The 24,443-nt window shown below is 73.8% G+C and carries 23 protein-coding genes; 11 read left to right on the forward strand and 12 right to left on the reverse strand.

The genetic code is table 11. The annotated features are described in order from the left end of the window. Nucleotides 1-181 precede the first annotated feature (181 nt). From AB0469_RS35470 to AB0469_RS35485, 4 genes are all read left to right on the forward strand, one after another. On the forward strand, nt 182-1,924 hold the full coding sequence (locus AB0469_RS35470; protein ID WP_366455703.1) for a D-aminoacylase: 1,743 nt from the start codon (nt 182-184) through the stop codon (nt 1,922-1,924). Next, the gene (locus AB0469_RS35475) at nt 1,921-3,393 is read left to right on the forward strand and encodes an aldehyde dehydrogenase family protein (RefSeq protein WP_366455648.1); all 1,473 of its coding nucleotides are present in this window, start codon (nt 1,921-1,923) and stop codon (nt 3,391-3,393) included. Before AB0469_RS35470 ends, AB0469_RS35475 begins: the two co-directional genes overlap by 4 nt. A 233-nt stretch (nt 3,394-3,626) precedes the next feature. Beyond that, nucleotides 3,627-5,198 carry an APC family permease gene (locus AB0469_RS35480; protein WP_366455650.1) on the forward strand — a complete coding sequence of 524 codons (1,572 nt, stop codon included), beginning with the start codon at nt 3,627-3,629 and terminating at the stop codon, nt 5,196-5,198. A 123-nt stretch (nt 5,199-5,321) separates the two neighbouring features. Next, nucleotides 5,322-5,621: a hypothetical protein gene (locus AB0469_RS35485; protein ID WP_366455651.1), complete on the forward strand. Its 300-nt coding sequence runs from the start codon at nt 5,322-5,324 to the stop codon at nt 5,619-5,621. A gap of 31 nt (nt 5,622-5,652) precedes the next feature. Here the strand turns inward: AB0469_RS35485 and AB0469_RS35490 are convergent, their stop codons facing one another. Together AB0469_RS35490 and AB0469_RS35495 are read right to left on the reverse strand one after the other, a co-directional pair. After that, the gene (locus tag AB0469_RS35490; protein WP_366455652.1) at nt 5,653-6,051 is read right to left on the reverse strand and encodes a VOC family protein; all 399 of its coding nucleotides are present in this window, start codon (nt 6,049-6,051) and stop codon (nt 5,653-5,655) included. A gap of 408 nt (nt 6,052-6,459) precedes the next feature. After that, entirely contained in the window at nt 6,460-6,831 is a 372-nt protein-coding gene (locus AB0469_RS35495) for a VOC family protein (RefSeq protein ID WP_366455653.1), read from the reverse strand. A gap of 242 nt (nt 6,832-7,073) precedes the next feature. Between AB0469_RS35495 and AB0469_RS35500 the strand changes: the two genes are divergently transcribed. Together AB0469_RS35500 and AB0469_RS35505 are read left to right on the forward strand one after the other, a co-directional pair. Further along, nucleotides 7,074-7,742 (forward strand): DUF4097 family beta strand repeat-containing protein, encoded by a 669-nt coding sequence (locus tag AB0469_RS35500; RefSeq protein WP_366455704.1) that lies wholly within the window; start codon nt 7,074-7,076, stop codon nt 7,740-7,742. 126 nt (nt 7,743-7,868) lie between these two features. Further along, a complete protein-coding gene (locus AB0469_RS35505; RefSeq protein WP_366455654.1) occupies nt 7,869-8,207 on the forward strand; it encodes a hypothetical protein in 339 nt (112 codons plus the stop codon). Here AB0469_RS35505 and AB0469_RS35510 read toward each other — a convergent pair. Continuing rightward, nucleotides 8,204-8,386 (reverse strand): DUF397 domain-containing protein, encoded by a 183-nt coding sequence (locus AB0469_RS35510; RefSeq protein WP_366455655.1) that lies wholly within the window; start codon nt 8,384-8,386, stop codon nt 8,204-8,206. The genes AB0469_RS35505 and AB0469_RS35510 overlap by 4 nt on opposite strands. Further along, entirely contained in the window at nt 8,383-9,243 is an 861-nt protein-coding gene (locus AB0469_RS35515; RefSeq protein ID WP_366455705.1) for a helix-turn-helix transcriptional regulator, read from the reverse strand. The genes AB0469_RS35510 and AB0469_RS35515 overlap by 4 nt, the downstream gene beginning before the upstream one ends. Before the next feature lie 128 nt (nt 9,244-9,371). On the opposite strand from AB0469_RS35515, the gene AB0469_RS35520 reads away from it, so the two are divergent. After that, entirely contained in the window at nt 9,372-9,875 is a 504-nt protein-coding gene (locus AB0469_RS35520) for an ATP-binding protein (RefSeq protein WP_366455656.1), read from the forward strand. Here AB0469_RS35520 and AB0469_RS35525 read toward each other — a convergent pair. Beyond that, complete coding sequence (locus tag AB0469_RS35525; protein WP_366455657.1) at nt 9,838-10,092, reverse strand: hypothetical protein; 255 nt, start codon at nt 10,090-10,092, stop codon at nt 9,838-9,840. The genes AB0469_RS35520 and AB0469_RS35525 overlap by 38 nt on opposite strands. A 307-nt stretch (nt 10,093-10,399) precedes the next feature. On the opposite strand from AB0469_RS35525, the gene AB0469_RS35530 reads away from it, so the two are divergent. Next, the gene (locus AB0469_RS35530) at nt 10,400-11,950 is read left to right on the forward strand and encodes a helix-turn-helix domain-containing protein (protein WP_366455658.1); all 1,551 of its coding nucleotides are present in this window, start codon (nt 10,400-10,402) and stop codon (nt 11,948-11,950) included. A 199-nt stretch (nt 11,951-12,149) separates the two neighbouring features. On the opposite strand, the gene AB0469_RS35535 is transcribed toward AB0469_RS35530, so the two are convergent. Both AB0469_RS35535 and AB0469_RS35540 read right to left on the reverse strand, forming a co-directional pair. Further along, nucleotides 12,150-12,635 (reverse strand): hypothetical protein, encoded by a 486-nt coding sequence (locus AB0469_RS35535; protein ID WP_366455659.1) that lies wholly within the window; start codon nt 12,633-12,635, stop codon nt 12,150-12,152. A 164-nt stretch (nt 12,636-12,799) separates the two neighbouring features. Beyond that, nucleotides 12,800-13,660 carry a TIGR03619 family F420-dependent LLM class oxidoreductase gene (locus AB0469_RS35540; protein ID WP_366455660.1) on the reverse strand — a complete coding sequence of 287 codons (861 nt, stop codon included), beginning with the start codon at nt 13,658-13,660 and terminating at the stop codon, nt 12,800-12,802. Nucleotides 13,661-13,805: 145 nt separating this feature from the next. On the opposite strand from AB0469_RS35540, the gene AB0469_RS35545 reads away from it, so the two are divergent. Then, nucleotides 13,806-14,624, forward strand: a complete 819-nt coding sequence (locus AB0469_RS35545; RefSeq protein ID WP_366455661.1) for a hypothetical protein — start codon at nt 13,806-13,808, stop codon at nt 14,622-14,624. Between the two features lie 70 nt (nt 14,625-14,694). Here the strand turns inward: AB0469_RS35545 and AB0469_RS35550 are convergent, their stop codons facing one another. Together AB0469_RS35550 and AB0469_RS35555 are read right to left on the reverse strand one after the other, a co-directional pair. Next, nucleotides 14,695-14,844, reverse strand: a complete 150-nt coding sequence (locus tag AB0469_RS35550) for a hypothetical protein (protein ID WP_366455663.1) — start codon at nt 14,842-14,844, stop codon at nt 14,695-14,697. A gap of 82 nt (nt 14,845-14,926) precedes the next feature. After that, nucleotides 14,927-16,048, reverse strand: coding sequence for an ADP-ribosylglycohydrolase family protein (locus tag AB0469_RS35555; RefSeq protein ID WP_366455706.1), 1,122 nt, complete (start codon nt 16,046-16,048; stop codon nt 14,927-14,929). A 699-nt stretch (nt 16,049-16,747) separates the two neighbouring features. Here AB0469_RS35555 and AB0469_RS35560 point away from each other — a divergent pair. After that, nucleotides 16,748-17,824: a tyrosine-protein phosphatase gene (locus tag AB0469_RS35560; protein WP_366455664.1), complete on the forward strand. Its 1,077-nt coding sequence runs from the start codon at nt 16,748-16,750 to the stop codon at nt 17,822-17,824. Nucleotides 17,825-17,942: 118 nt separating this feature from the next. On the opposite strand, the gene AB0469_RS35565 is transcribed toward AB0469_RS35560, so the two are convergent. From AB0469_RS35565 to AB0469_RS35575, 3 genes are all read right to left on the reverse strand, one after another. Beyond that, nucleotides 17,943-20,534: a bifunctional FO biosynthesis protein CofGH gene (locus tag AB0469_RS35565; RefSeq protein WP_366455665.1), complete on the reverse strand. Its 2,592-nt coding sequence runs from the start codon at nt 20,532-20,534 to the stop codon at nt 17,943-17,945. Between the two features lie 40 nt (nt 20,535-20,574). Further along, nucleotides 20,575-21,360 carry an SDR family oxidoreductase gene (locus AB0469_RS35570; protein WP_366455666.1) on the reverse strand — a complete coding sequence of 262 codons (786 nt, stop codon included), beginning with the start codon at nt 21,358-21,360 and terminating at the stop codon, nt 20,575-20,577. Nucleotides 21,361-21,464: 104 nt separating this feature from the next. Then, nucleotides 21,465-22,133, reverse strand: coding sequence for a hypothetical protein (locus AB0469_RS35575; RefSeq protein ID WP_366455667.1), 669 nt, complete (start codon nt 22,131-22,133; stop codon nt 21,465-21,467). Nucleotides 22,134-22,712: 579 nt separating this feature from the next. On the opposite strand from AB0469_RS35575, the gene AB0469_RS35580 reads away from it, so the two are divergent. Continuing rightward, nucleotides 22,713-24,389 (forward strand): lytic transglycosylase domain-containing protein, encoded by a 1,677-nt coding sequence (locus AB0469_RS35580; RefSeq protein ID WP_366455668.1) that lies wholly within the window; start codon nt 22,713-22,715, stop codon nt 24,387-24,389. The last annotated feature ends 54 nt before the right edge of the window (nt 24,390-24,443 follow it).

Below are 24,443 nucleotides of genomic sequence, written 5' to 3' on the forward strand. Positions count from 1 at the left end.
CGCGCAGCGGCACCACCGGGCCCCCGGCGGGGCCCGCTACGCGGACTGGCGGAAGCGGGTCGTGCGGTGGACCGGGTCCGTGTCGATGTGCGGGACCGGCTCCGCGCAGCGGCCCGCCCGCACCCGGCACCGCACCCGGTACGACACCGCAGGCCGTAGACCAGGACGGGAAGGGAACCCCATGCTCGACCACCTCATCCGCGGAGCGACCGTCGTCGACGGCACCGGCGCCCCCGCCCGCGTCGCCGACGTCGGCCTGCGCGACGGCCGCATCGCCGTCGTCGCCGCCCCCGGCACCGTCGACGAGGAGGCCCGCACCAGCGAGGACGCCACCGGGCTGGTCCTCACCCCGGGGTTCATCGACCCCCACACCCACTACGACGCCCAGCTGTTCTGGGACCCGTACGCCACCCCCTCCATGAACCACGGCGTCACCACCGTCGCCGGCGGCAACTGCGGCTTCACCCTGGCCCCCCTCAACCCCGACCGCCCCGAGGACGCCGACTACACCCGCCGCATGATGAGCAAGGTCGAGGGCATGGCCCTGGCCGCCCTCGAAGAGGGGGTCGACTGGTCCTGGGCGGGGTTCGGCGAGTACCTCGACGCGCTCGAAGGGCGGATCGCCGTCAACGCCGGGTTCATGGTCGGCCACTGCGCCCTGCGCCGCCACGTGATGGGCGAGGGCGCCACCGGCGCCGCCGCCCCCACCCCCGCCCAGCTGGACCGGATGCTGGCATTGCTCCACGAGGCCATGGACGCCGGCGCCTGGGGCCTGTCCACCACCCAGTCCTCCACCCACTCCGACGGCGACGGCCACCCCGTCGCCTCCCGCCACGCCCGGCCCGCCGAGCTCCTCGCGCTCTCCCGGGCCGTCGGAGAGCACGAGGGAACCCAGCTCGAAGCCATCGTCGCCGGCTGCCTCGACCAGTTCTCCGACGAGGAGGTCGACCTCCTCGTCGACATGAGCGCGGCCGCCGGCCGGCCCCTCAACTGGAACGTGCTCACCATCGACGCCGCCGTCCCCGAACGGGTCCCGCGCCAGCTGGTCCCCAGCGAGCGCGCCCGCAAGGCCGGCGGCCGGATCGTGGCGCTGACCATGCCGATCCTCACGCCCATGAACATGTCCCTCGGCACCTTCTGCGCCCTCAACCTCATCCCGGGCTGGGGCGAGGTCCTCGCCCTCCCCGTTCCCGAGCGGATCGCCAGGCTCCGCGACCCGGACGTCCGCGCGGAGATGCTGCGCCGCGCCGACAGCAAGGAGGCCGGGGTCTTCCGGCGCCTCGCGAACTTCGGGCGGTACGTCATCGGCGACACGTACAGCGAGGCGAACGAGGGGCTCAGCGGACGCGTCGTGAACGACATCGCCGCCGAGCGGGGCCAGGACGCCTTCCAGTGCCTGGTCGAGATCTGCGCCAACGACGACCTGCGCACCGTCCTGTGGCCGATGCCCACCGACAACGACCCGGCGACCTGGGCCCTGCGCGCCGAGACCTGGCAGCACGAGGACGTCCTGCTCGGCGGCTCCGACGCGGGCGCGCACCTGGACCGGATGTGCGGGGCCCCGTACACGACCCGCTTCCTCGGCGACTGCCTGCGCGGGCGCAGGCTGGTGCCGCTGGAGCAGGCGGTGAGGATGCTGACGGACGACCCGGCCCGGCTGTTCGGGCTGCGCGAGCGCGGCCGGATCGCCGAGGGCTGGCACGCGGACCTGGTCCTCTTCGACCCGGAGCGCATCGAGGCCGGACCGGCCACCCTGGTCCACGACCTGCCCGGGGACAGCCCGCGCCTGGACTCCCGGGCGATCGGGATCGTGTCGGTACGGGTCAACGGGGTCGAGACCATCCGCGACGACGAGGTGACCGGCGCGGTCCCGGGGATCGTGCTCCGGTCGGGCCGGGACACGAGGACGGTGAGCACGCGATGAGGGCCGAACAGCGGCAGAAGCTGTACATCGGCGGGGAGTGGGTCGAGCCCGACGGCGGCCACTACGAGGTGGTGAACCCGGCGGACGAGTCCGTGGTGGGCCTGGCCCCCGAGGCCTCGCGGGCACAGGTCGAGGAGGCCGCCCGCGCCGCCGCCGAGGCCTTCGGCCCGTGGTCCCGTACACGGCCCGAGGAGCGGGCGGCGATCCTGGACCGGGCGGCGGACGTCATCCAGCGGGAGTTCGAGCCGTGGGCGGAGCTGGCCCGGGCGGAGACGGGCGCCCCGACGGGGATCGCGCGCGGGATGCAGGTCGGGGTGGGGGTGTCGCGGTTCCGGCGGTACGCGAAGGGGGCGCTGGAGCCGGTGGAGCGCGGCCTTCCGCCACAGGTCACCGAGGCCGGGCCGATGGGGAGGGCGAGCGTGCTGGGCGCGCTGGAGGTGCGCCAGCCGGTCGGGGTGGTCACCTGCATCACCTCGTACAACAACCCGTGGGCGAATCCGGCGGGCAAGGTGGCGCCGGCGCTGGCGATGGGGAACACGGTGGTGGTCAAGCCGGCCCCGCAGGACCCGCTGTCGGTGTTCCGGATGGCGGAGGCGCTGGCGGAGGCCGGGATCCCGCCGGGGGTGGTGAACGTGGTCTCGGGGCGGGCCGTGGAGGTCGGCGAGGCGGCGGTGGACTCCCCGTCCGTGGACATGGTGTCCTTCACCGGTTCGACGGGGGTGGGGCAGCGCATCGCGGAGGTCTGCGGGCGGTCCATGAAGCGGCAGCTGATGGAGCTGGGGGGCAAGGGCGCGGCGGTGGTCTTCGAGGACGCCGACCTGGACGCGGCCGTCATGGGCATCGGCACCACCTTCTCCTTCTACAGCGGGCAGATCTGCACGGCGCCGACCCGGGTGATCGTCCACCGGTCGGTGTACGCGGAGCTGGTGGAGAAGCTGACGGGGTACCTGGCGTTCATGAAGGTCGGGGATCCGGCGGTGAAGGGGACGGTGGTCGGTCCGGTGATCTCGGCCGTGCACCGGGACCGGGTGGAGTCGTACGTGGAGCTGGGCCGCAAGGAGGGGGCGCGGATCGCGTACGGCGGGGAGCGGCCGGTGGTGGGGGAGGGGCGCGGCTTCTACGTGGCCCCGACGCTGCTGGTGGACTGCACCAACGACATGCGGGTGGTGCGGGAGGAGATCTTCGGGCCGGTGGTCGTGGTCGTCCCCTTCGACGGGGGCGAGGACGAGGCGGTGGCCCTGGCCAACGACAGCGAGTACGGGCTGCTCAGCTACGTGTGGTCCGGTGACGCGGCGCGCGCCTTCCGGGTGGCGCGGCGGCTGCGGGCGGGCGGGGTCGGGGTGAACACGATCGGCCGGAACATGGAGGCGCCGTTCGGTGGCTTCAAGCGGTCGGGGGTGGGCCGGGACGTGGGCTCGTACGCGCTGCACGCCTACAGCGAGGTGCAGTCGATCGTGTGGGCGGGGTAGCCGGAAAATTGCCTCGGGAAATTTTCTAAACGGACATTTCGGTCGGCGGTGCGGTTTCCGCATTCCGGAACCCCGTGTCCGGGACCTGCGAATCGGGCGCGGGGGTGTGAGTCGATCTTGCAATCGGGCGTCGTAAACTGCCATTGGATTGGCATTCCAAGGCGATTCATTGCGCCGACATCTGGACTTAACCAGTCCAGATGTGGAAATCGCACCCTCTACCGTCCTTTCACATGACACAGCTGGACGAGCGGCCTCGGGTCGGAGACACGGTAAGCGTCGTCGCCGAGGGCGACGGAGAGGTGCGCGGCAAGGGCCTCGGCAAGGGCTCCGTCGGCCTGGTGGGCAGCGCCGTCATCGGCATCTCCACCGTCGCCCCCGTCTACTGCCTGACCTCCACCCTCGGCTCCACCGCCGGCCAGGTCGGCCTCCAGATGCCCGCGGTCTTCCTCGCCGGCTTCCTGCCGATGCTGCTGGTCGCCTTCGCCTACCGCGAGCTCAACAAGGACATGCCGGACTGCGGTACCTCCTTCACCTGGACCGTCAAGGCCTTCGGCCCGCGGATCGGCTGGATGTGCGGCTGGGGCCTGGTGATCGCCACGATCATCGTCCTGTCCAACCTGGCCGGCGTCGCCACGTCCTACTTCTGGCTGCTGGCCGGCGAGATCACGTCCAACCCGGACGTCGCCGCCCTCGACCACGACAAGTTCGCCCACATCGCCACCTGCCTGACGCTGATCGCCACCGCCACCGCCATCAGCTACCGGGGCATGACCGCCACCAAAGGCGTCCAGTACACCCTCGTCGGCCTCCAGCTCGTCGTCCTCGCGGTCTTCGTGGCCATGGCCTTCCAGAAGGCCTCCGCCGGAGCCTTCGACACCGGCGTCGACTTCTCCTGGCAGTGGATGAACCCCTTCGCGGTCGAGTCCATGGGCGCCTTCACCGCCGGACTCTCGCTCTCGATCTTCATGTACTGGGGCTGGGACACCTGCCTCACCGCGAACGAGGAGACCATCGGCTCCGCCAAGACCCCCGGCCGCGCCTCGCTCATCGCGATGGCCGTCCTCGTCGGCTCCTACCTGGCCACCGGCGTCGCCGCCCAGATGGCCGTCGGCTCCGGCGGCAAGGGCCTCGGCCTCGGCAACCCGGAGACCTCCGGCAACGTCTTCGCCGCCCTCGCCGGCCCCGTCATGGGCCCGCTCCTCGGGATCCTGCTCTTCGTGGCCGTCCTCGCCTCCGCGGCCGCCTCGCTCCAGACCACCTTCATCCCGGTCGCCCGCACCGTCCTGGCCATGTCCACGTACGAGGCCCTGCCCGCCTCCTACGCACGGGTCCACCCCCGCTTCAAGACCCCGGGCCGCGCCACCGTCACGGCGGGCGTCGCGACCGGCGCGTTCTACACGGTCATGACCCTGGTCAGCGAGAACGTCCTCACCGACACGATCTTCGCGCTCGGCCTGATGATCTGCTTCTACTACTCCCTGACGGCCTTCGCCTGCGCCTGGTACTTCCGCGGCGACCTGCGCCGCTCCGCCCGCGACCTGTTCTTCAAGGGCGTCTTCCCGGTCCTGGGCGGCCTGCTGCTGGCGGCGGTCTTCACCAAGACCCTGACGGACGCCTGGGACCCGTCGTACGGCTCCGGCTCCGCCATCCCCGGCCTGGGCGTCGGCAGCGTCTTCGTCATCGGCGTCGGCCTGCTGGCCCTGGGCGTGGTCATCATGCTGGTCACCGAACGCCGCAGCCCGGCCTTCTTCCGCGGCGAGGTCCTGACCAGGTCGACGCCGTCGCTGGTGGTCGAGGACTGAGGGCCGCGGGCCGGCCGGGGGGGCCGGCCCGCAGGGACCCCGGCCGCGACGCCCGTCACCCGGGTTCACACCAATGAGGGGGTGGGCGGTGACCCGGGGTGCGGCGGGGTCGTTGGGCGGGGCATGACTGCCATCAAGCGCACCCTGTCCGCCCTGGTCCTCACCGGCGGCGCCGCCCTCGCCCTCACCCCCGTCGCCGCGCACGCCGCCGACGGCCCGACCGCCGAGAACCAGGGCCAGCCCGTCGTCGAGCGCGTCGTCGACATCGCCGGCCACCCGGGCCAGGCGGTGCAGGACACCAAGACCGCCCTCGCCGTCACCACCGCGGCCGCCGGCAGCGCCACCAAGTCCACCCAGGGCTCCCTCGCGGGCGCCGACACCGCCCTGGACGGCGGCCTGCCCCACGCCCCGTCGGTGCGCTGACGCACTGGTCGTGCTGCCGACCCGTGCTCCGTCAGCCCCAGGTGCGGGAGCAGAGGACGAGGCGGTAGCCGTCGGGGTCGGCGACGGTGACGCCGTACTCGTCCCAGTACGGGTTGTTGGACGGGACCTGCTCCCCGCCGCAGGCGACGAGGCGGCGGACGAGGGCGGCGTCGGGGGCCTGGCCGAGGTAGACGACGAACAGGTCGTCCACGGTGGGGGAGGGGTCGACCGGGTGCTCGGGGTCACGGGTGAGCTCGAAGTGCCACCCGCCGCCGGCCGGGCCGACCATGACGAGGTCGTGCTCCCCGGGGACGTGCCCCGAGGTCCGCCACAGGACGTCGAGCCCGAGCCCGTCGACGTAGAACCGCTCGGCGGCGACGAGGTCGCGGGAGGGGCGGGCGACGCGGACGTGGGTGTGTGCATCGATCATGCCGGGAGGCTACGGGGGCCGGGGGCGTTCGGCGTCGGAAGAGGGGCCGGTCTGTCAGATGGGCCGGCGGGCGGGCCGCCCCGGATCGCTGCGCGCTTCTCCGGGTCCGGCGGCCGGCGGCCGTCCGGGCCTGATACCTGCACGAAAGGGTGGAGAGGGGCGTCTCCGGAAGTGGTGGCGCCGTCAGGTGGCGAGCAGGTTCCGCTTCTTGACCGGCGGCGATGGTTTCGGGGCTGGTTCTCGTGTAAAGTCGATCTCGAGCTCGCGGCCGGGAAACCGGCGGTGGGACTGGCGTTGGTGGTCCAAGGAAAGGCACCCCACTTCCTGTGGGGGGATGCAGGTGCAAGGCCTGCCCAGCGCTCGATCAAGGCCCCGGCCTCCTCAGGGAGGCCGGGGCTTTTGCGTGGGCTAGTTCCGCTCGGCCGCGCTGCGTTCCACGCAGAACTCGTTGCCCTCGGGGTCGGCGAGGGTCGCCCAGCCGGTTCCGTCGGGCTTCCGGTGGTCGCCGACGAGCGTGGCGCCGAGGGCCAGGAGGCGTTCCACTTCCTCGTCTCGCGAACGGTCCTGCGGCTGGATGTCCAAGTGCACCCGGTTCTTCACGGACTTGCTGTCGGGCCCCTGGATGAACAGGAGCGTCCCACCCTCCGTGGTGAGCAGCGCCATCGGGTCTCCGGGCTTGTCGTCCTTGTCGAGGGTCCCGTTGAGGACCTCTGCCCAGAACTGGCCCAGGGCGTAGGCGTCGTGGCAGTCGAGGGTGATGTGTCGTATGAGAGAAGCCATGGACGCACACTAGCCGTCCTCATGCTCGTGGGCATAGCGTTTACCTGTACTCCATTGCAATGTGCGGCATCCCTTCGTTGCGTTGAATTCAGGACTGTTGCAACGATTGCAAGAGTTTGACCTGCGTTTATTGAAGTCATGTGCAACGAGGGTGTTGTCGTCACCTGGAATGCAACGTAGCGTTTCTCATGTCAGAAAGCAGCGGGCCGGAAGGGCGCGCGATACCGATGAAGGAGAGCATGATGCAGACGTTCGCCACGGCCACTCCGGTCTCCGCCGTCCTCGACATCCCCGCGGGTCGCGTGCAGATCACCGCCGCCGACCGGGCCGACGCCACCGTCGAGATCCGCCCCGCGGACCCCTCGAAGAGCCGCGACGTGCAGGCGGCCGAGCTGATCGAAGTCGCGTTCGCCGACGGTGTCCTGCGCGTCGTGGCCGGCCCCGCGAAGAACCGGATCACGGGCAACTCCGGCTTCGTGAACGTGACCGTCCAGCTGCCCGCCGGCTCGCACGTCGAGGCCAAGGTGGCCGCCGCCGAGCTCCTGGGCGCGGGCCGGCTGGGCGACGTCGTCGTCGAGGCCGCCCAGTCCCAGGTCCAGCTGGAGGAGACCGCCTCCGCCCGCGTCACCGTCCAGTCCGGCGACATCTCCCTCGGCCGCCTGGGCGGCCCGGCGGAACTCAGCACCCAGAAGGGCGAGATCGCCATCGCCGAGGCCACCGGCGGTGTGCTCACCCTGAGCACCCAGCACGGCAACATCACGGTCGGCGCCGCCCGTGGCGTCACCGCCTCCCTGGACGCCGGAACCGGCTACGGCCGGATCAGCAACTCCCTCCAGAACGCCGAGGGCACGGCGGCCCTGACCATCCAGGCGACCACCGCCTACGGCGACATCACCGCCCGCAGCAACTGACACCCAGCGGCCCGGTCCCGGCCTCCGACCGTCCTCCGGTGCGGATGTCGGCCCGGCCGCCGGATGCCGGGCGGCTCGTCGTAAAAGAAGGTGCGGGTGCACGCGGCCGCGGCCTAGCTTGAGTCGGTGAGCAGCGACTATCCATTCGCCGACGGCTACAACCTCGTCTGGGACCTGACCGGCTTCGGTGGCGCGGACGAGGAGATAGTCGAGTCCGTTTCGCTGTCCCGGGACCAGTTCCTGAAGATCAGGCACCTCTTCGTGCTGGGGGACGATCCCTGGATGGTGGCGGGCGAGTACCGTGTGGCGCCGAGTATCTGGGCGCACGTCCGCCGCGCCGTGCCGGCTGTCCGGTTCCAGCGCGATGCCGACTACTTCCTCGGCGCCCGTCAGGCCCTGCCTGACGGGCGCTTCTGGCGTCCGGCCCCCGGCGTGGCGGCCCCGGGGCCGATTCCGCCGCCTTAGGCGGTGATCCCGCCCAGGAAGACGGTCCAGGTGGCGGGGCCGACCTTCAGCTCCGGGCCGGCCGTGAGCTTCGAGTCCCGGATGTGGACGGTGTCGGTGCAGGTGGCGACCTCGACGCAGTCGTCGCCCTGGCTGCCGCTGTAGCTGCTCTTGAACCACCGGAGCTGGGAGCTGTTCACAAGGAACCTCGCATTCGCATCAACAGGCCCGTGCTGTCCGCAGGGTTGAGGGCCTGGATGCGCAGTTTCGCATACCGCTGGTGGAGCAGGCTGATGTCTTTCGGGTCGAAGATGACGATGCCGGATTGCTGGCCTTCGCTGTAGCCAACCCATTCGTTCTCGTTGGTTTCGAGAAGCCGGAACGGCCCATCGGTACCCGCATGTTCCGGGCTGACGGTCGGCATGATCTGAATGTCCACGTTCGCCAGCTCGGCGCACTCCAGCAGGTGGTCGATCTGCCCCCGCGTGATGTCGGCGCCGCCCGTCCGCCGCTCCAGCAGCGTCTGCTCGAAGATGAAGCTGAACGCGATGTACGGCGTGCGGTGGAGGAGCTTCTGCCGGTCGAGCCGCATCGCTATGCGGGCCTCTGCCTTGTCCGGGGTCGGCAGAGGTGGGACGTTCTTGATCTGCGCCCGCGCATAGGCCTCCGTCTGCAGCAGACCCGGAATCGACCGGCACTCGTACGTGTTGAGCGCGATCGCCTCCTCCTCCAGCTCCGCCCACTGCGTGAACCAGGACGCCAGCCCCCGCCGCCGCGTGAGCTGCTTCGCGGCGATCTCCAGGACGCCGAAGGCGTCCAGGACCCGCTCCGCCTCCCGGACGAACGTCGCCGACGGATGTCGGCGGCCCTGTTCGACCGCCGCGACGTACTGGACCGAATACCCGACCTCGGCGCGGAACTCCTCCTGCGTCAGGCCCGCGCGTTTGCGGAAGGCCTTCACCATCTCCCCGAAGTTCCGCAGGTCGGCATCCGGTTTGACCGCCTCCTTGTCGCCGCCGCCTTGGTCACCAGTCGTCCTGGACGTCGCGCCCGTCATCGCGGTCACCTCCCCGCCACCATGCTCACGGACCGTCACCGTGCGTGTCCAGGTCGTGGACTACTACTCTTCTCCAGTAGCAGTGCAGGTGCTGGGAACTCCCCAGCCCACACGGGACGTTCTTCCCCATGACCGCACCCTCCCGCCCCGCGCGCCCCACCCCACCCCTCGTACGCGTGTTCACTCAGCGTTTCAGCTGCACCCCCCGCGGTGCCCGGCTGGCCCGTCAGCTGGCGCTGGTGTGCCTGCACGACTGGGGCGTCCCCGAAGGCACTGCCCTCTCCGCCGACGCCGGGCTCGTCGTCGCGGAGCTCGCCTCCAACGCCGCCACGCACGGGCGGGTCGTCGGACGGGACTTCGAGCTCCGGATGACCCTGCTGGGCGGCGAAGACCCCCACGCGGCCGGGATCCTGCGCCTGGAGGTCTCCGACCCCCGGCGGGACCGCCGTCCCGCCGTCCGCCGGCCGGCCTGCCAGGCGGAGTCGGGCTACGGCCTGCGCATCGTGGACGGCCTCGCGGCCGACTGGGGGGTGACGGACCGGATCATCGGCAAGACGGTCTGGGCGGAGCTGTCCGCGGGCGGCTCCCCGCCGGTCAGGACGGCCGGTCCGGCGTCGGCACCAGGACGCTGACGGTGTACCACGTCGGCTGCTCCAGGCGTCCGCACGGCATGTCGATGCGGACCTCGTCGGCCGGTACCCCGGACCGTGTCAGCAGGTTCAGGTAGGTGCGCAGCTCGTCCCGGTCCTGGGTGGAGAACCGGCGCTCCCACCGCGCCCCGGCCAGCCGCCGGTTCCAGGCGTCGGCCTCCCGGCGTCGTCGTGCCTTCCGCCTGCGCTGGCCCGGCATCGGGTCCTCCTGTCGTCGGCTCCCCGGCTGCCGCTGTCCGTGGCGGTAAGTATCAGGCAGATCGGGGCGGGGCGGTATGGCCGGGGAGTCGACGGCGGGCATCGAGGTGACCTACGCCGAGGCGAGGGGGCCTGGTGCGAGGACGCCGCGGCCGTGCGGGTGGCCGGGGTCGTGGTGCCGCTGGACGGGATGCCCGAGCTCCTCCGAGGCGGTCCGGGGCCGTTCCCGTGGCGGCCTCCACAGCCGCCCCAGGTCAGGGGACTAGCATGCGCGCCGGAGTCCGGTGGACCGGGAAGGCGGGGTGGCGGTGACTGACGTGGTCGGGCCGGGAGTTGGTGCGGGCCGGGAGGCCGGGGCGGTCGCCGGGCTGCTCAGGGCCGCCCGTGTCGGGCCCGACGGGAGCCGGGCGGCCGTGCGCAGGGTGCTCGGCTGGCTGGGCGGGGCCGTCGGGGGGTCCGCGCGGATCGGGGGCGGGACGGGCGGCGGGGGCCGGGAGGCCGGGCTGGTCCGGGACGTCGCGGCCGGGAGCCCCCGTTCCGCCGGGGTCGCGGAGCCCGGGCGGCACGTGCGGGTCCTGGCGCTCGGACAGGAGCGGCCCCATCCGGTGCTCGTCGTCACCCGCCCGTCCCCCTATGACGGGACGGCCGCCGCCCTCGTCGCCCACGCCGCGACCGTCCTGGAGCTGCTCCTGCGGGCCGGTGAGGCCGAGGGGGAGCGGCGCCGGCTGGCCGAGGCGGGGGCGGGGGTGCGGCTGTCGGTGCTCCAGCTGCTGATGGGCGGGGAGGTGGCGCTCGCCCAGCGGACGATGGCCGGGCTGCGGCCCGGGCTGCTGGACGCGGACCGCGCGGTGGTGTGCGTACTGGAGGCACCCCATGGTGAGCGGCGCGAGGTGGCGCGGTCCTGTGAGGGGCTCCTCGCCGGGCGGGCGCTGGTCGTGCGGTGTCCCGCGGACGACGGGCACGTCATCGTGGTCGTGCCGGTCACCGGCGACGGCGGCGGCGGTGCCGAGGCGGCCCTGCGGGCGTTCGTCGCCGGGCGGGACGGGGTGTTCCTGGGGGTCGGCGACCGGCATCCCCTCTCCCGCGTCGCCGCGGGCTACGACGACGCCGTCCGGAGCCTGGCGGCCGCGCGGCTGGTGCCCGGCCGGGTGGCCGGGCACTCCGCCCGGATCCGGCTGTCGGAGGTGCTGGACGCGGGCGCGGCGGCGGGCTGGGCGGCGGGGTTCCTGCGGCCGCTGGCGGCCGTGCCGCCGCAGGACCGCGGCCAGTTGACGGCCACCGTACGGCTCGGGCTGGAGTTCACCGCGGTGAACGCGGCCCGGCTGCTCGGGATCAGCCGCAACACCGTGCGGGCGCGGATGGACCGGGCGGCCGGGCTGCTCGGCGTCGATCTGGGTGACGTACGGGACCGGGCGGCGCTCGATCTGGCCCTGAGGTTCCAGGACGAGGTGGCGGACCCGGGCCGGGGGGCCGCCGGCCTGGGCCGGCTCCTGGCCGCGGGCCCCGTCCGGGCGTGGGCCCGCGAGCTGCTCGCACCGCTGGGCGCCGACGAGCGGGACCTGGGGCGGACCCTGCGGGACTGGGTCGGGGAGAACTGTGCGGTGGGGCCGGCGGCCCGGCGGCGGGGCGTGCATCCGCAGACGGTCCGCGAGCACCTGCGCGGGGCGGAGGGCCTGTTGCGGCGGCAGCTCGTCGCGGGCGGGGGCGGGCTCTACGAGGTGGTGCTCGCGCTCGCGACGGAGGCGGAGGCGGAAGCCCAGGGGCGCGGCGAGGATCCGTCCGGGGGGCATCCGGGCCGGTCGGGGCGGGTGCACCGTGCACCCGTGACACCCTCCTGCCCCGCGACCGTGCATCCGTGAGGTGGCGGGCGGTCCAGCCGGGCTCTAGTTTTCCCCTCAGCGGCGCTCTGAGATCGGTGCCGTCAACGGGGGGATCGGAACCACAGGTTCCGATCCAGCACGCGGGAGCGTGACGCCGAACCGGGCCCGGAGCCGCTGCTGCGCTCCGGGCCCGGTTCGTCATGCCGGCGGGCGGCCGGGCGGCGCGCCCGGCCCGCGGCTACTTCTTCGTCGGCAGCGCCGGCAGCGACGGGAGCTTGCCCGCCTCGCTCCGCTGGAAGGTGTCCTGGCCCGCGCCGTCCCAGGTGACCTTCAGGGTGGTGGCGTCGACGGAGTCGACCTTGCCCTTGGAACGGGTCGCACCCGGAGGGCACTTCAGGTCGAGGGTGGTACCCGTCGCACTGCCCTCGCAGGTCAGGCCGGTGGCGGCCTCGACCACGAGCGCCTTCTGGCCCTTGACCGTGAGCACCACGCCCTTGCCCGGGTTCTGCATCGAGAGCCAGCCGCCGTCCAGGGTGCCGCCGGCCGCGCCCGCGTCCGCACCGGCGGTCGGGGCGGCGGTCGGGGTGGAGGCGGCCGGGGCCGAGGCGGCGGCGCCGGGCTTCGTGTCCGCCTTCGGGGAACCGCTGCTGCCGCAGGCGGTCAGGGTCAGGGCGGCTGCCAGGCCGGCGGCGGCGAAGGCGGTGAGGCGCAGGGTGCGGTGCACGGGAGGGTCCCCCAGGAAAGCGAGTTGATCGATCGACGGAACGCGCCAAAGTACCAGCCGTGCGGGCGGGCCGAGGCACTCGGAGACACGCCCCGCGGTGGCGGTGCGGTTCCGGCCACCGTGTCCCGAAGGGGTCTCGGAACCGTCCCGGGCCGGTGTCCGGATCAGAGGTACCGGGCGTAGTCGTCCAGGGTGCGCAGGACCTCCTCCTCCCGGGCGGAGGGGAGTTGCAGGACGACCTCGTCGATGCCCAGCTCGGCGTAGTGGGCGAGTTTGCCGGGGTTGGGCCGGACGGCGTACGGGACCACCTGCAGGGCCTTCGGGTCGCGCCCGGCGTCCTCCCAGACCCGGCGCAGCACCGGGAGGCTCTCGGTCAGGCCGCCGCCCCCGATGGGGAGCCAGCCGTCGGCGTGGCCGGCGACGGCGGCGAAGAGCTTCGGGCCGGCCGCGCCGCCGATGAGGGTGCGGGGGCCGCACAGCCTTTCTCCGGCCGGGAGTTCGCGCGGGGGCGTGGCCGGCTTGGGGTAGGCGAGGCTGGCCTGGACGGAGCCGTACGGGCCCTCGTACGCCGTGGGCCTCGGGGACCACAGGGCGCGCATGAGGGCCATGTGCGCGCCGACCCGTTCGCGCCGCGTGGGCCAGTCGACGCCGTGGTCGGCGGCTTCTTCGACGTTCCAGCCGTAGCCGATGCCGAGGGTGAGGCGTCCGCCGCTGAGGTGGTCGAGGGTGGCGGCCTGCTTGGCGAGGCCGATGGGGTCGTGCTGGGCGACGAGGGTGATGCCGGTGCCGAGGTGGAGGCGGCGGGTGACGGCGGCGGCCTGGGCGAGCGCGACGAAGGGGTCGAGGGTGCGGCCGTACTCCTCGGGGAGTTCGCCGCCCATGGGGGCGGCGGTGGTGCGGCTGACCGGGATGTGGGTGTGCTCGGGGAGGTAGAGGCCGGCGAAGCCGCGTTCTTCGAGGGAGTGGGCGAGACGGGTGGGGGAGACGGTGCGGTCGGTGAGGAAGATGGTCGTGGCGATCCGCATGGGTGGGGCACCTCCGAGTCGTCGGGAGGGCCAAGGTACGGGGTACGGGGTGCGGGTGGCAGGGGCTCGGGGCGGGGTGTCCCGGGGGCGGGCGTCCCGCGGCGGGGTGTGGTGGGCGCGGGGCGCGTGTGGTGGGGTGGTCCGTATGGACGCGATGGAGTCAATGGAGACGATCACCGTTCCGGAGGGCCTGCACGGCTACCCCGGTGTGGCCTTCGGCGGGTACGTGGCCGGGCTGTTGGCGGCGCGGGTGCCGGGCGGGGGCGGCGGGGCCGTGCGGGTGGACTTCCGCCGGCCCGTGCCGACCCGGACCGAGGTGCGGCTGGGGCCCGGGGAGGGCGGGACCGGCCCCGGGGCCGTGCTGCTCGGCGCGGACGGGGTGCTGCTGGCCGCCGCGGTGCCGGCGGGCGTGCCCGGCGTTGCCGGTGCTCCCGGTGCTCCCGGTGCTCCCGGTGTTCCCGGTGGGGAGGTGCCGGTGGCGCCCTCCTGGGCGGAGGCCGTGAAGGCCGCCGAGGCCTATCGGGCGGACCCGCCGGACGGGCAGGTCGACTGCTTCGGCTGCGGGCTCGGGCGGACCCCGGCGACGGGGCTGCGGCTGCACTGCGGGGTGGTGCCGGGTCGGGAGCTGGTCGCAGCCGCGTGGACGCCGGACGCGGGGCTGCTGGACCGGGACGGGGCGCTGCCGGCGGAGCTGGTGTGGGGGGCGCTGGACTGTCCGGGGAACGCGGCGGGGCGGTTGCTGGCGGGCGGTCCGGCCGGAGCGGTCACCGCCGCGCTGACGGCGCGGGTGTCGGGGGGCGTGCCGGGGGCCGGGGCGGGGCTGGTGTCGTACTCGTGGCTGGTGGGGGTCGAGGGGCGCAAGTGCGTGGTGGGGACCGCCCTTGCCACGGCGGAGGGGGAGGTGTGCGCGGTGGCCGAGGCGTTGTGGGTGCGGCCGCGGGGGGCGGACGGGGGGCACGCCTAGCCGGCCGGTGCCGGGGTGGCGGGCTGGACGGGGTCGGCCGGTGCGGGCCGGCCGGTGGCGACGAAGGAGGTCAGGCGGGGGCGGAGGTTGCCGCGGCGCGGCGCGGCGCGCGGCGTCGGCGGGGCCGGAGCAGTTCGGCGTGCAGGGCGCGCAGCTGCGGGCCGGCCGGTGCCGGGGTGGGCGGGGCGGCCTGCGCGGCGGCGCGTTCCGGTGTGCCCACCCTTCCCAGAGCTCTCGGCTCCGCGCGAGCAGGGGGGACCCCCGGGCCCTGCGGAACGACTGCCCGCACCTGGGGCCGGCGGTCAGCCTCGGGGGTAGCGGGTGAGCCAGGCCGGGGCCGAGGCCGAGGGGCCGTGGAGGGTGGGGCCCTGGGTCATCTCCAGGGCGAAGTCGTCGGCCAGTTCCAGGATCGTGGCCCGGCCCTCCAGGTCCGCGATCCAGGCCGCCGGGAGGGCCGTCTCGCCGTGGAGGGCGCCGAGCAGGGCCCCGCACAGGGCGCCGGTGGCCGTGGAGTCGCCGCCGTGGTTGACGGCCAGGCGCAGCCCGTGCGGCACGTCCTGCGCGACGAGGGCGCAGTAGACGGCGACGGCGAGGGTGTCCCCGGCGTCGCGGCCGTCGCCGGGGGAGAGGGACTCGACGGCGGCGGGGCCCGGCGTGGTCTCCGTGACGGAGGCCACGGCGCGCCGCAGGGCGTCGGTCACGGGCTGGTGGCCGGGGCGGGCGGCGAGGAGGGCCAGGGCGCGCCGGACGGCGGCGTCGAGGGTTTCGCCCCGGGTCAGTCCGTGGACGATGACGGCGAGGGCCCCGGCGGACAGGTACGCGGTGGGATGCCCGTGGCTCTGGGTGGCGCACTCGACGGCGAGCTGGAGCACCAGGGAGGGCTCCCAGCCGACGAGGAGGCCGAAGGGGGCCGAGCGCACGGTGGCGGCGGCGTCGCGGGCGGTGGGGTTCTTGGGCTGGTCCAGGGTGCCGAGGGTGTCGTCGGCGAAGCCGGTCAGGCAGGCCCGGTCGGGGCCGCGCCGGGCGTAGAGCCACTCCTCCCGGGCGAGCCAGCCGTCGTCCTTGCGGCGCTCGTCGGGGCCCCAGTCGTGCTGGGTGGCGGCCCAGCGGAGGTAGGCGCGGTGGACGTCGGTCGGGGGGTGCCAGGCGCCGGTGTCGCGGCGCACGTGGGCCCGGATCAGGCCGTCGACGGTGAACAGGGTGAGCTGGGTGGACGCCGTGACGGTGCCGCGGCGGCCGTGGGCGGGGGCGGGCTCGGTGAGGCCGGCCGGGCCGTGGGCCTCGCGGATGCCCTCCAGGGAGAGGCCGGCGACCGGGGCGCCGAGGGCGTCGCCGATGGCGGAGCCGAGGAGGGTGCCGCGCACCCGGCTGCGGAAGTCCTGCTGCTCGGCGCGGCCCCACAGCGCGGTGGCCAGGCTGATGATCGGGCCGCTGGTCGGCGCGGTGGCCGGCGCGGTGGTCGGGCTGACGGTCGGGCCGGCGGCTGCCCTGGTGGTCGGGCTGACGGCCGCCCCGGTGGTCGGGCCGGTGGTGGGCGCGGTGGTCGGGCTGACGGTCGGGCCGGCGGCTGCCCTGGTGGTCGGGCCGGTGGCCGCCCCGGTGGTCGGGCCGGTGGTGGGCGCGGTGGTCGGGCTGACGGTCGGGCCGGTGGCCGCCCTGGTGGTCGGGTCGGTGGCTGCCCCGGTGGTCGGGTCGGTGGCTGCCCCGGTGGGCAGGCCGGCGCCGGCCTCGGTGCTCGGCCCGGTGCTCGGCGCGGTGGCCGCGCTGGTGGCCGGGCCGGTGGCGGTGTCGGCCGGGGTGGTGGTGCGGGGTGTGGGCGCGGGTGGTTCCGCCGGGCCGGCCGGCCCGGCCGGCTCCGCCGCCGTGGGCGTACTCGTGGACGTGCTCGTCGTCGTATCCATGCCGTTCCCCCCAGAGTCTGGCGCGCACTGTAGTGGACAGGTTCGGTCCGATTCGGACCGAGTCCGTCAGGTCGCCCGTAAGTGACCGGAGAACGGCCGGAATGCGCGCGATCCGGCCAGGGAAATGATCAGTGGCACGTTTTGCCACTTGCCTTCGTGGTGGCTGGTTCCCGCCATGTCCCGTTCATGCGCGGTTGGCCGGCGGCCCGGAGCCTCGACGCCATGAAGAAGGCTCTCCTCGCCGCGACCGCCGCCGTCGCCGCCGCCCTCACCGCCTCGCTGGTCGTGGCCCCCGCCGCCTCCGCCTCCGGCTGGGAATGGCCCGGCCGGCACCACGACCGCACCTCCATCCCCTTCACCGAGGCCACCGTCGCCGCCGCGGACGGCTCGTACGCCCTGAAGTGGAACGCCAAGGGCACCAAGCACGTCGAGATCAAGGCGAACGGCAAGGTCGTCGCCAAGGGCGGCTCCCACGGGCAGGCCACCGTCAAGGGCCTGCCCGCCGCCGACCGCCAGTGGTTCGACTTCGAGGCCGACCACGGCCAGGGCCTGCACCTCGCCGACCGCCTGATCAGGCTGGAGGGCGCGGTCAACTTCCGCGACGCGGGCGGCTACCGCACCACCACCGGCCAGTGGGTCAAGATGGGCGAGGTCTACCGCTCCGACGCCCTCGGCAAGCTCACCGCCGCCGACCGGGCCAAGCTCCAGCGCCTGCGCGTGAAGACCGTCTTCGACCTGCGCACCCAGGACGAGCGCACCAAGGACGCCGACCAGGTCCCGGACGGCGCCCGCTACGTCGTCGCCGACGTCTTCGCCGGATCCGGCTCGTTCCAGACCCTGCCCAAGACCCCCGACGAGGCCGTCAACGCCATGATCGGCGCCGAGAAGGCCATGGTCAGCGGTGAGGGCGGCAAGAAGGCGTACGCGCAGGTCTTCGAGGGCATCGGCAACGACCGCGCCCGCTCCGTCCTGTTCCACTGCACCGCCGGCAAGGACCGCACCGGCTGGGCCGACGCCACGCTGCTGACCGCCCTCGGCGTCCCGCAGGAGACGGTGATGGCCGACTACCTGGCCAGCAACGACTACCGCAAGGCCGCCAACGACGCGGTCCTCGCCCACCTGCCGGCCGCGCAGGCCGCCGTCTACAAGCCGCTGCTCGACGTCCGCCCCGAGTACCTGAACGCGGGCTACGACGAGGTCAAGGCGAAGTACGGCACCTTCGACCGGTACCTCAAGGACGGTCTCGGCATCGACGCCCGGGACCTGCGCGAGCTGAAGCAGGACCTGCTCGTCGGCTGAGCCGGAACCCCGGCCGGCGGGAGTGCGGGAGCGGGTTCCCGAGGGCGTGGGCCCGCTCCTGCCGTTCCGGGTGCCGGAGGCCCGGACCGGGCTGCTTCAACCGGTCCGGACCGCGAGCTCAGTCCAGGACCGGCAGCAGCTCCGGCAGGTGGCCGTCCGAGGCCCGGGCCGCGTCCTGGCGTTCCTGCGGCACCTCCCCGTACAGGGTCGTCCGGGCCTTCGCGGGCCGGCCCGCCGCCTCCGCGACCGCGACCAGGTCCCGCACGGACTTGTACGAGCCGTAACTCGACCCCGCCATGCGGGAGATGGTCTCCTCCATCAGGGTGCCGCCCAGGTCGTTGGCGCCGGAGCGGAGCATCTCGGCCGCGCCTTCCGTGCCCAGCTTCACCCAGCTCGTCTGGATGTTGCGGATGTGCGGGTGCAGCAGCAGCCGGGCCATCGCCGTCACCGCCCGGTTGTCGCGGACCGTCGGGCCGGGCCGGGCGATGCCCGCCAGGTAGACGGGGGCGTTGGTGTGGATGAAGGGCAGCGTCACGAACTCCGTGAACCCCTCCACGCCCTTGGCGAGGGCGGTCTCCTGGATGCGGGCCAGGGTGCGGAAGTGGCCGAGCCAGTGCCGGGGCTGGTCCACGTGCCCGTACATCATCGTGGACGAGGAGCGGATGCCCAGCTCGTGCGCGGTCGTGATGACCTCGGTCCAGTCCTTCGTGGGCAGCTTGCCCTTGGTGAGGACCCAGCGGACCTCGTCGTCCAGGATCTCCGCCGCCGTGCCCGGGATCGAGTCCAGCCCGGCCTCCTTGGCGGCCGTCAGCCAGTCCCGTACGGACATCCCGGTGCGGGTCGCGCCGTTGACGACCTCCATCGGGGAGAAGGCGTGCACGTGCATCCCCGGTACCCGCTGCTTCACCGCCCGCGCGATGTCGAAGTACGCCGTCCCCGGCAGGTCCGGGTGGATGCCGCCCTGCATGCACACCTCGACGGCGCCCACCTCCCAGGCCTGCGCGGCCCGGTCGGCGACCTGCTCCAGGGAGAGGGTGTACGCGTCGGCGTCGGTGCGGCGCTGCGCGAAGGCGCAGAAGCGGCAGCCGGTGTAGCAGACGTTCGTGAAGTTGATGTTCCGCGTGACGACGTAGGTGACGTCCTCGCCCACCACCGAGCGGCGCAGGTCGTCCGCGATCCGGCACAGGGCGTCCAGCGCCGGGCCGTCCGCGTGCAGCAGTGCCAGGGCCTGCTCGTCGGTGAGCCGCTCGGGGTCGTCGGCGGCCCGTGCCAGCGCGGCCCGTACGTCGGTGTCGATCCGCTCGGGGACCATCCCGGGGGCGGCCGCCTCGCGCAGGGCCTCCCAGTCGCCGTAGACCTCGTCGAAGTCCTCGCGGCGGTCGCCGGTGCGGCCCTCGGTGTCGACGGCGGTGTGCAGGTCGGTGCGCCCGCTGGCGGTGAAGGCCTCCTCGGGCTCCTGCCAGGGGTGCCCCTCGACGGTGGCGTCGGGGCGGGCCAGGCCGGTCTCCGGATCGGCCAGCGCCCGTACGTGGGGCAGCAGGCGGGGATCCAGCCAGGGCTCGCCCCGGCGCACGAACTCCGGGTACACGCAGAGCCGTTCGCGCAGCTCGAACCCGGCCTCCGCCGACCGCTCGGCCAGCAGGTCGATCTGGGGCCAGGGCCGCTCGGGGTTGACGTGGTCCGGGGTGAGCGGGGAGACCCCGCCCCAGTCGTCGATGCCGGCGCCGATCAGGCGGGCGTACTCGCCGTCGACCAGGTTGGGCGGGGCCTGGAGGCAGGCGGAGGGGCCCATGATGTGCCGGGCGACGGCGATCGTGGCGACCAGGTCGTCCAGTTCGGCGTCCGGCATGCCGCGCATCGCCGTGTCCGGCTTGGCGCGGAAGTTCTGGATGATCAGTTCCTGGATGCCGTGGTAGGCGCGGGAGATCCGGCGCAGCGCGAACAGCGACTCGGCGCGCTCCTCGTAGGTCTCGCCGATGCCGATCAGCAGCCCGGAGGTGAAGGGGACGGAGGAGCGGCCGGCGTCCTCCAGGACGCGCAGGCGGACGGCCGGCTCCTTGTCGGGGGAGCCGTGGTGCGGGCCGCCGGGCTCGGACCACAGCCGGGTGGCGGTGGTCTCCAGCATCATGCCCATGGACGGGGCGACCGGCTTGAGGCGCTGGAAGTCCGCCCAGGACATCACGCCGGGGTTGAGGTGGGGCAGCAGCCCGGTCTCCTCCAGGATCCGCACGGAGATGGCGCGGACGTAGGAGATCGTGTCGTCGTAGCCCTCCGCCTCCAGCCACTCGCGCGCCTCGGGCCAGCGGTCCTCGGGCTTGTCCCCGAGGGTGATCAGGGCTTCCTTGCAGCCGAGGGCCGCGCCCCGGCGGGCGATGTCGAGGACCTCGTCCGGGGACATGAACATCCCGTGGCCCGCGCGGCGCAGCCTGCCGGGGACGGTGGCGAAGGTGCAGTAGTGGCACTTGTCGCGGCACAGCCGGGTGAGCGGGATGAACACGCTCTTCGAGTACGTGATCACGCCCGCGCGGCCGGCGGCCTCCAGGCCCGCGTCGCGGACCCGTGCGGCGGAGGCGGCGAGGTCCTCCAGGGCCGCGCCGCGGGCCTGGAGGAGTACGGCCGCCTCGGTCGCGTCGAGCGCGACGCCGTCGCGGGCCCGCCGGAGCGCGCGGCGCATCGCGTTGTCGGTCGGAGCGTCACTCGGAGTGGTCATACGGGGAGCATACGATCAGTGCTTCCGGGGCCGGGGCGGGTCACCGCATCAGCTCACCGGCGTTGACCAGCAGGGACTGGCCGGTTATCGCCCTCGCCCGGTCGGAGGCGAGGAAGGCGGCGGCGTCCGCGACGTCCCCGTCGGTGGCGAGGTCGGGCAGGGCCATCCGGTCGGTGAGGCGGGCGAGGACCTCGGCCTCGGGGACGTTCTCGGTGTGGGCGGTGAAGGTCACGAAGGCCTGGACGGGCGGGCCCCACATCCAGCCGGGCAGGACGGTGTTGACGCGGATCCGGTGCGGGCCGAGCTCGCGGGCCAGGGAGTACATGGCGGAGGTCAGCGCGCCCTTGGAGGCGGCGTAGGCGGCCTGGCGGACCTCGTTCGGGGCGGCGACGGCGGACTGGGTGCCGATGAGGACGACGGATCCGCCGCCGCCGGTCTTGAGGGCGGGCAGGCAGGCGCGGGTCATGCGCAGGGTGCCGAGCAGGTTGACGTCCAGGATCTGCTGCCAGGTGCCGAAGTCGGCGTCCTCCAGGCCGCCGAAGTAGGAGTCCCAGGCGGCGACGTGCACGACGGCGTCGATGCCGCCGAAGCGCTCGGCGGCGAGGGCGGCGAGGGCCTCGCACTGCCGCTCGTCGGTGATGTCGGTGGGGAGGTGGGCGGTGTGCGTGCCGTCGGGGTCGATCTCGGCGGCGGACTTGGCCAGGTTGGCCGCGGTGCGAGCCCCGAGGACGGCGTTCCCGCCGTCGCGGACCACGGCGGCGGCCACCTGGTGGCCGAGCCCGGCCCCCACACCGGAGACGACGACGGTCTTCCCTCGCAGCAGCATGGCGTGCTCCCGTGTGACGGCATCGTTTCTGACGGTGCGTCAGGGTAGGTGGGAGCGGCCGCGGTGGGAAGGGGTGCGGGGGGCCCGGACGGGGCGCCGGCGGCTCAGCGGCGCCCGGAGGCATCCAGGTAGATGTTCACGGCGACCCAGGTGAACCACAGCAGCGGGACGATCGCCACGTAGGCGAGCGGCCGGGCGTGCACCGGCGGGCCCTCCTCCAGCGGCTGGCGGCCCGGCGCGGGGGTGGGCTCCGGGAGCTTGCCGAACTTGATCGAGGCGATCAGGTTCCAGAGCAGCGTGAACGGCGTGAAGATCACCAGGGAGAAGGGGCTCCACCAGCCCTGGCACAGGGTCTTCGTGGTCATGATGCGGACCAGCGCCCGGCCGCACCGGCGGCAGAAGGGCCCGTTGAGGGTGTGGAAGCGCATCATGATCAGCACGCCGACGTGGGCACGGACCGCGAAGTTCGCCGCCTCGGGGGCCCCGCAGTTGCGGCAGCCGGGCGCGGGCGCGTGGGCGTACGGGGGCGCGTACGCGGGGTCGTGGGGCACGGCGCCCGGGGGCACGGCGCCCGGAGCGGCCGGATAGCCCATCGGCGGCTGGCCGGGCTGGCCGGGCTGGCCGGGCTGGCCGGGCTGGCCCATCGGCGGCCCTCCGGCCGGCTGGGCGTACGGGTTCGGCTGCTGGGCGGTGGTGCCCGCGTACGGGTTCGGCGGGGCCGGGGTGCCGGAGTACGGGTTCGGTATGGGCTGTTGCGGCGGCGGGGTGGTCATGGCAGGCCTTCGGGATCGGCGGCGCGGGCTTCGAGAGCGGCGGCCGGCGGGCGGAGGCAGGGCGGCGAACGGCCCGGACCACGGCCCGCTCCGCCTTCCGGATGTCCGCACGGAAGGAGGAGGAGTCGCACACCAGTGCTCTCGTCTGGCCTGAAACTACCAGGAACGGGGGCGACTTCAGGTCATTCGATCCCGGGGTGTCACGGCTTCCGGTTCGAGGCGGCCGGCTGGTCGAAGGCCTCCGGGGCGATCGTCTCCAGGTCCTCGACGTACCGGACGACCACTCGGTCCTGCTTGCCGGCGCCCGCCATGGAACCGGGGCAATTTCCAACAAACCAGGCGAGTGTGGGCTTTGGGGTGTTCCAGGCAGGATTGGACGTCCCGGTCGGGCCGGGCCGGAGGGCCGCAGGAGGCGGGCTGGACGTCCTGGGCCACAGACGGGTGAAGCCGAGACGAATGGTGCGTCATATCTGCGGGGGCGACGGCGAGTCGGATCCGAATACCTGATAGACAGAACAATCACGGCCCGACCGGCCGTGCGCCTGACTTCGCCGGCCGCCTTGGGGGGATCGCCGCACCGTGAAGCCGCTTCACCGTCATGTAGTCAACACCTCGCGCAAGGTGTTGTGCACGGCTGCCCTCGCCGCCAGCCTCACCACGGCCGCCGTCGTGACCAACACGCCGGTCGCCGGCGCGGGCGAGGCCGACCCCACCCCGGACAGCCCGCAGGCCGCCGAGCGCGGTGACGCCCGCCTCGACCTGCCGGGCCAGCTCGCCGACCCCGTGGTCCCGCCCGCCGCCGGCGCGGGGGGAACGGCCGCCGAGGGCGCCGCCGGCATCCCCGCGACCGCCCTCGACGCCTACAAGCGCGCCGAGACCGCCGTCGCCGCCGCGCTCCCCCAGTGCAAGCTGCCCTGGCAGCTGATCGCGGGCATAGGCCGCATCGAGTCCGTGCACGCCTCCGGCTACGGACTCAAGGAGGACGGCACCACCGAGCGGCCGATCCGCGGCCCGCGCCTCGACGGCAACGGCTTCGCGAAGATCCTCGACACCGACAAGGGCGAGTTCGACGGCGACACCGAGTACGACCGCGCCTTCGGCCCGCTCCAGTTCATCCCCTCCACCTGGGCCACCTGGAAGGCCGACGGCAACGGGGACGGCAAGCGCGACGCGAACAACATCTACGACGCGGCCCTCGGCGCGGGCCTCTACCTCTGCTCGGGCGGCAAGGACCTCTCCAACCCCGCCGACCTCGACAAGGCGATCCTCAGCTACAACCAGTCGCGCGAGTACGTGAACAGCGTGCTCGGCTACATGCGCCAGTACCAGCAGGACGGCACCGCCGGGATCCCGAACCCGCCCGTCGGCACCTACCCGACCCCGCCGACGCCGACCGTGCCCACCCCGCCGCACGTCCCGGCCCCGAACCCGCAGGCGCCGAAGCCGACGCCCAAGCCGGACCCGAAGCCCACCCCGAAGCCCACCCCCGAGCCGTCGAAGCCCACGCCGGAGCCGTCCAAGCCGACCCCGGCGCCCGCGACGCTGGCGAAGCTGGAGCGGGTGGGCGACGCCGCGCTGGAGGCGGAGGCCGGCAGCACGTTCGCGGACGGCGTCCGGTTCAAGGCGGTGCTCAGCGACGGCAAGCCGGCCGTCGGCCAGGCCGTCGTCGTCGCCGTGGAGCAGGACACCACCGGCGGGACGGGCTTCGTCTTCGGCGACCAGTCGAGCGTGGTCGTCCGGACCGACGCCCAGGGCGTCGCGGCCGCGCCGCGGCTCAAGGCGGGCCCGAAGGCGGGCACCTTCACCCTGCGGGCCACGGCCTACGACGCCAAGGGCCAGTTCACGGTGGCACTGGACGGCAAGGTCACCGCGAAGCCGGCCGAGCAGCCCCTGGCGCTCACCCGGACGGACGGCACCAAGGCCGTCGAGGTCGCGGCCGGCACCCCGGTCGAGGGCCTGGAGTTCCTGGCCGCCCGCGGCGGCACGGCGCAGACCGGCGTCCAGGTCACCGCGGCGCTGGTCACCGGCAAGCCCGGCGCCTGGGTCCCGGTGGACCCGAAGACGGCGAAGGGCCCCTTCTTCAAGGGCGCGACGGCCGACCAGAAGCTGTTCACCCTGGAGCTGCCCAAGACCAAGGCCGACGGGAAGGTCTCCCTGCCGGAGCTGCTGACGGCGGGCGTGCCGGCGGGCACGTACCACCTGCGGCTGACCACGGCGGACGGGGCCGAGCTGGTCCTGGACGTCAAGGTCGTCTGACCCGCTCCCGCACGTACGACGGCACGGCCGGTCGCCCAGGGCGACCGGCCGTGC

Source organism: Streptomyces sp. NPDC093801, assembly GCF_040701585.1.
GTDB lineage: Bacteria > Actinomycetota > Actinomycetes > Streptomycetales > Streptomycetaceae > Streptomyces.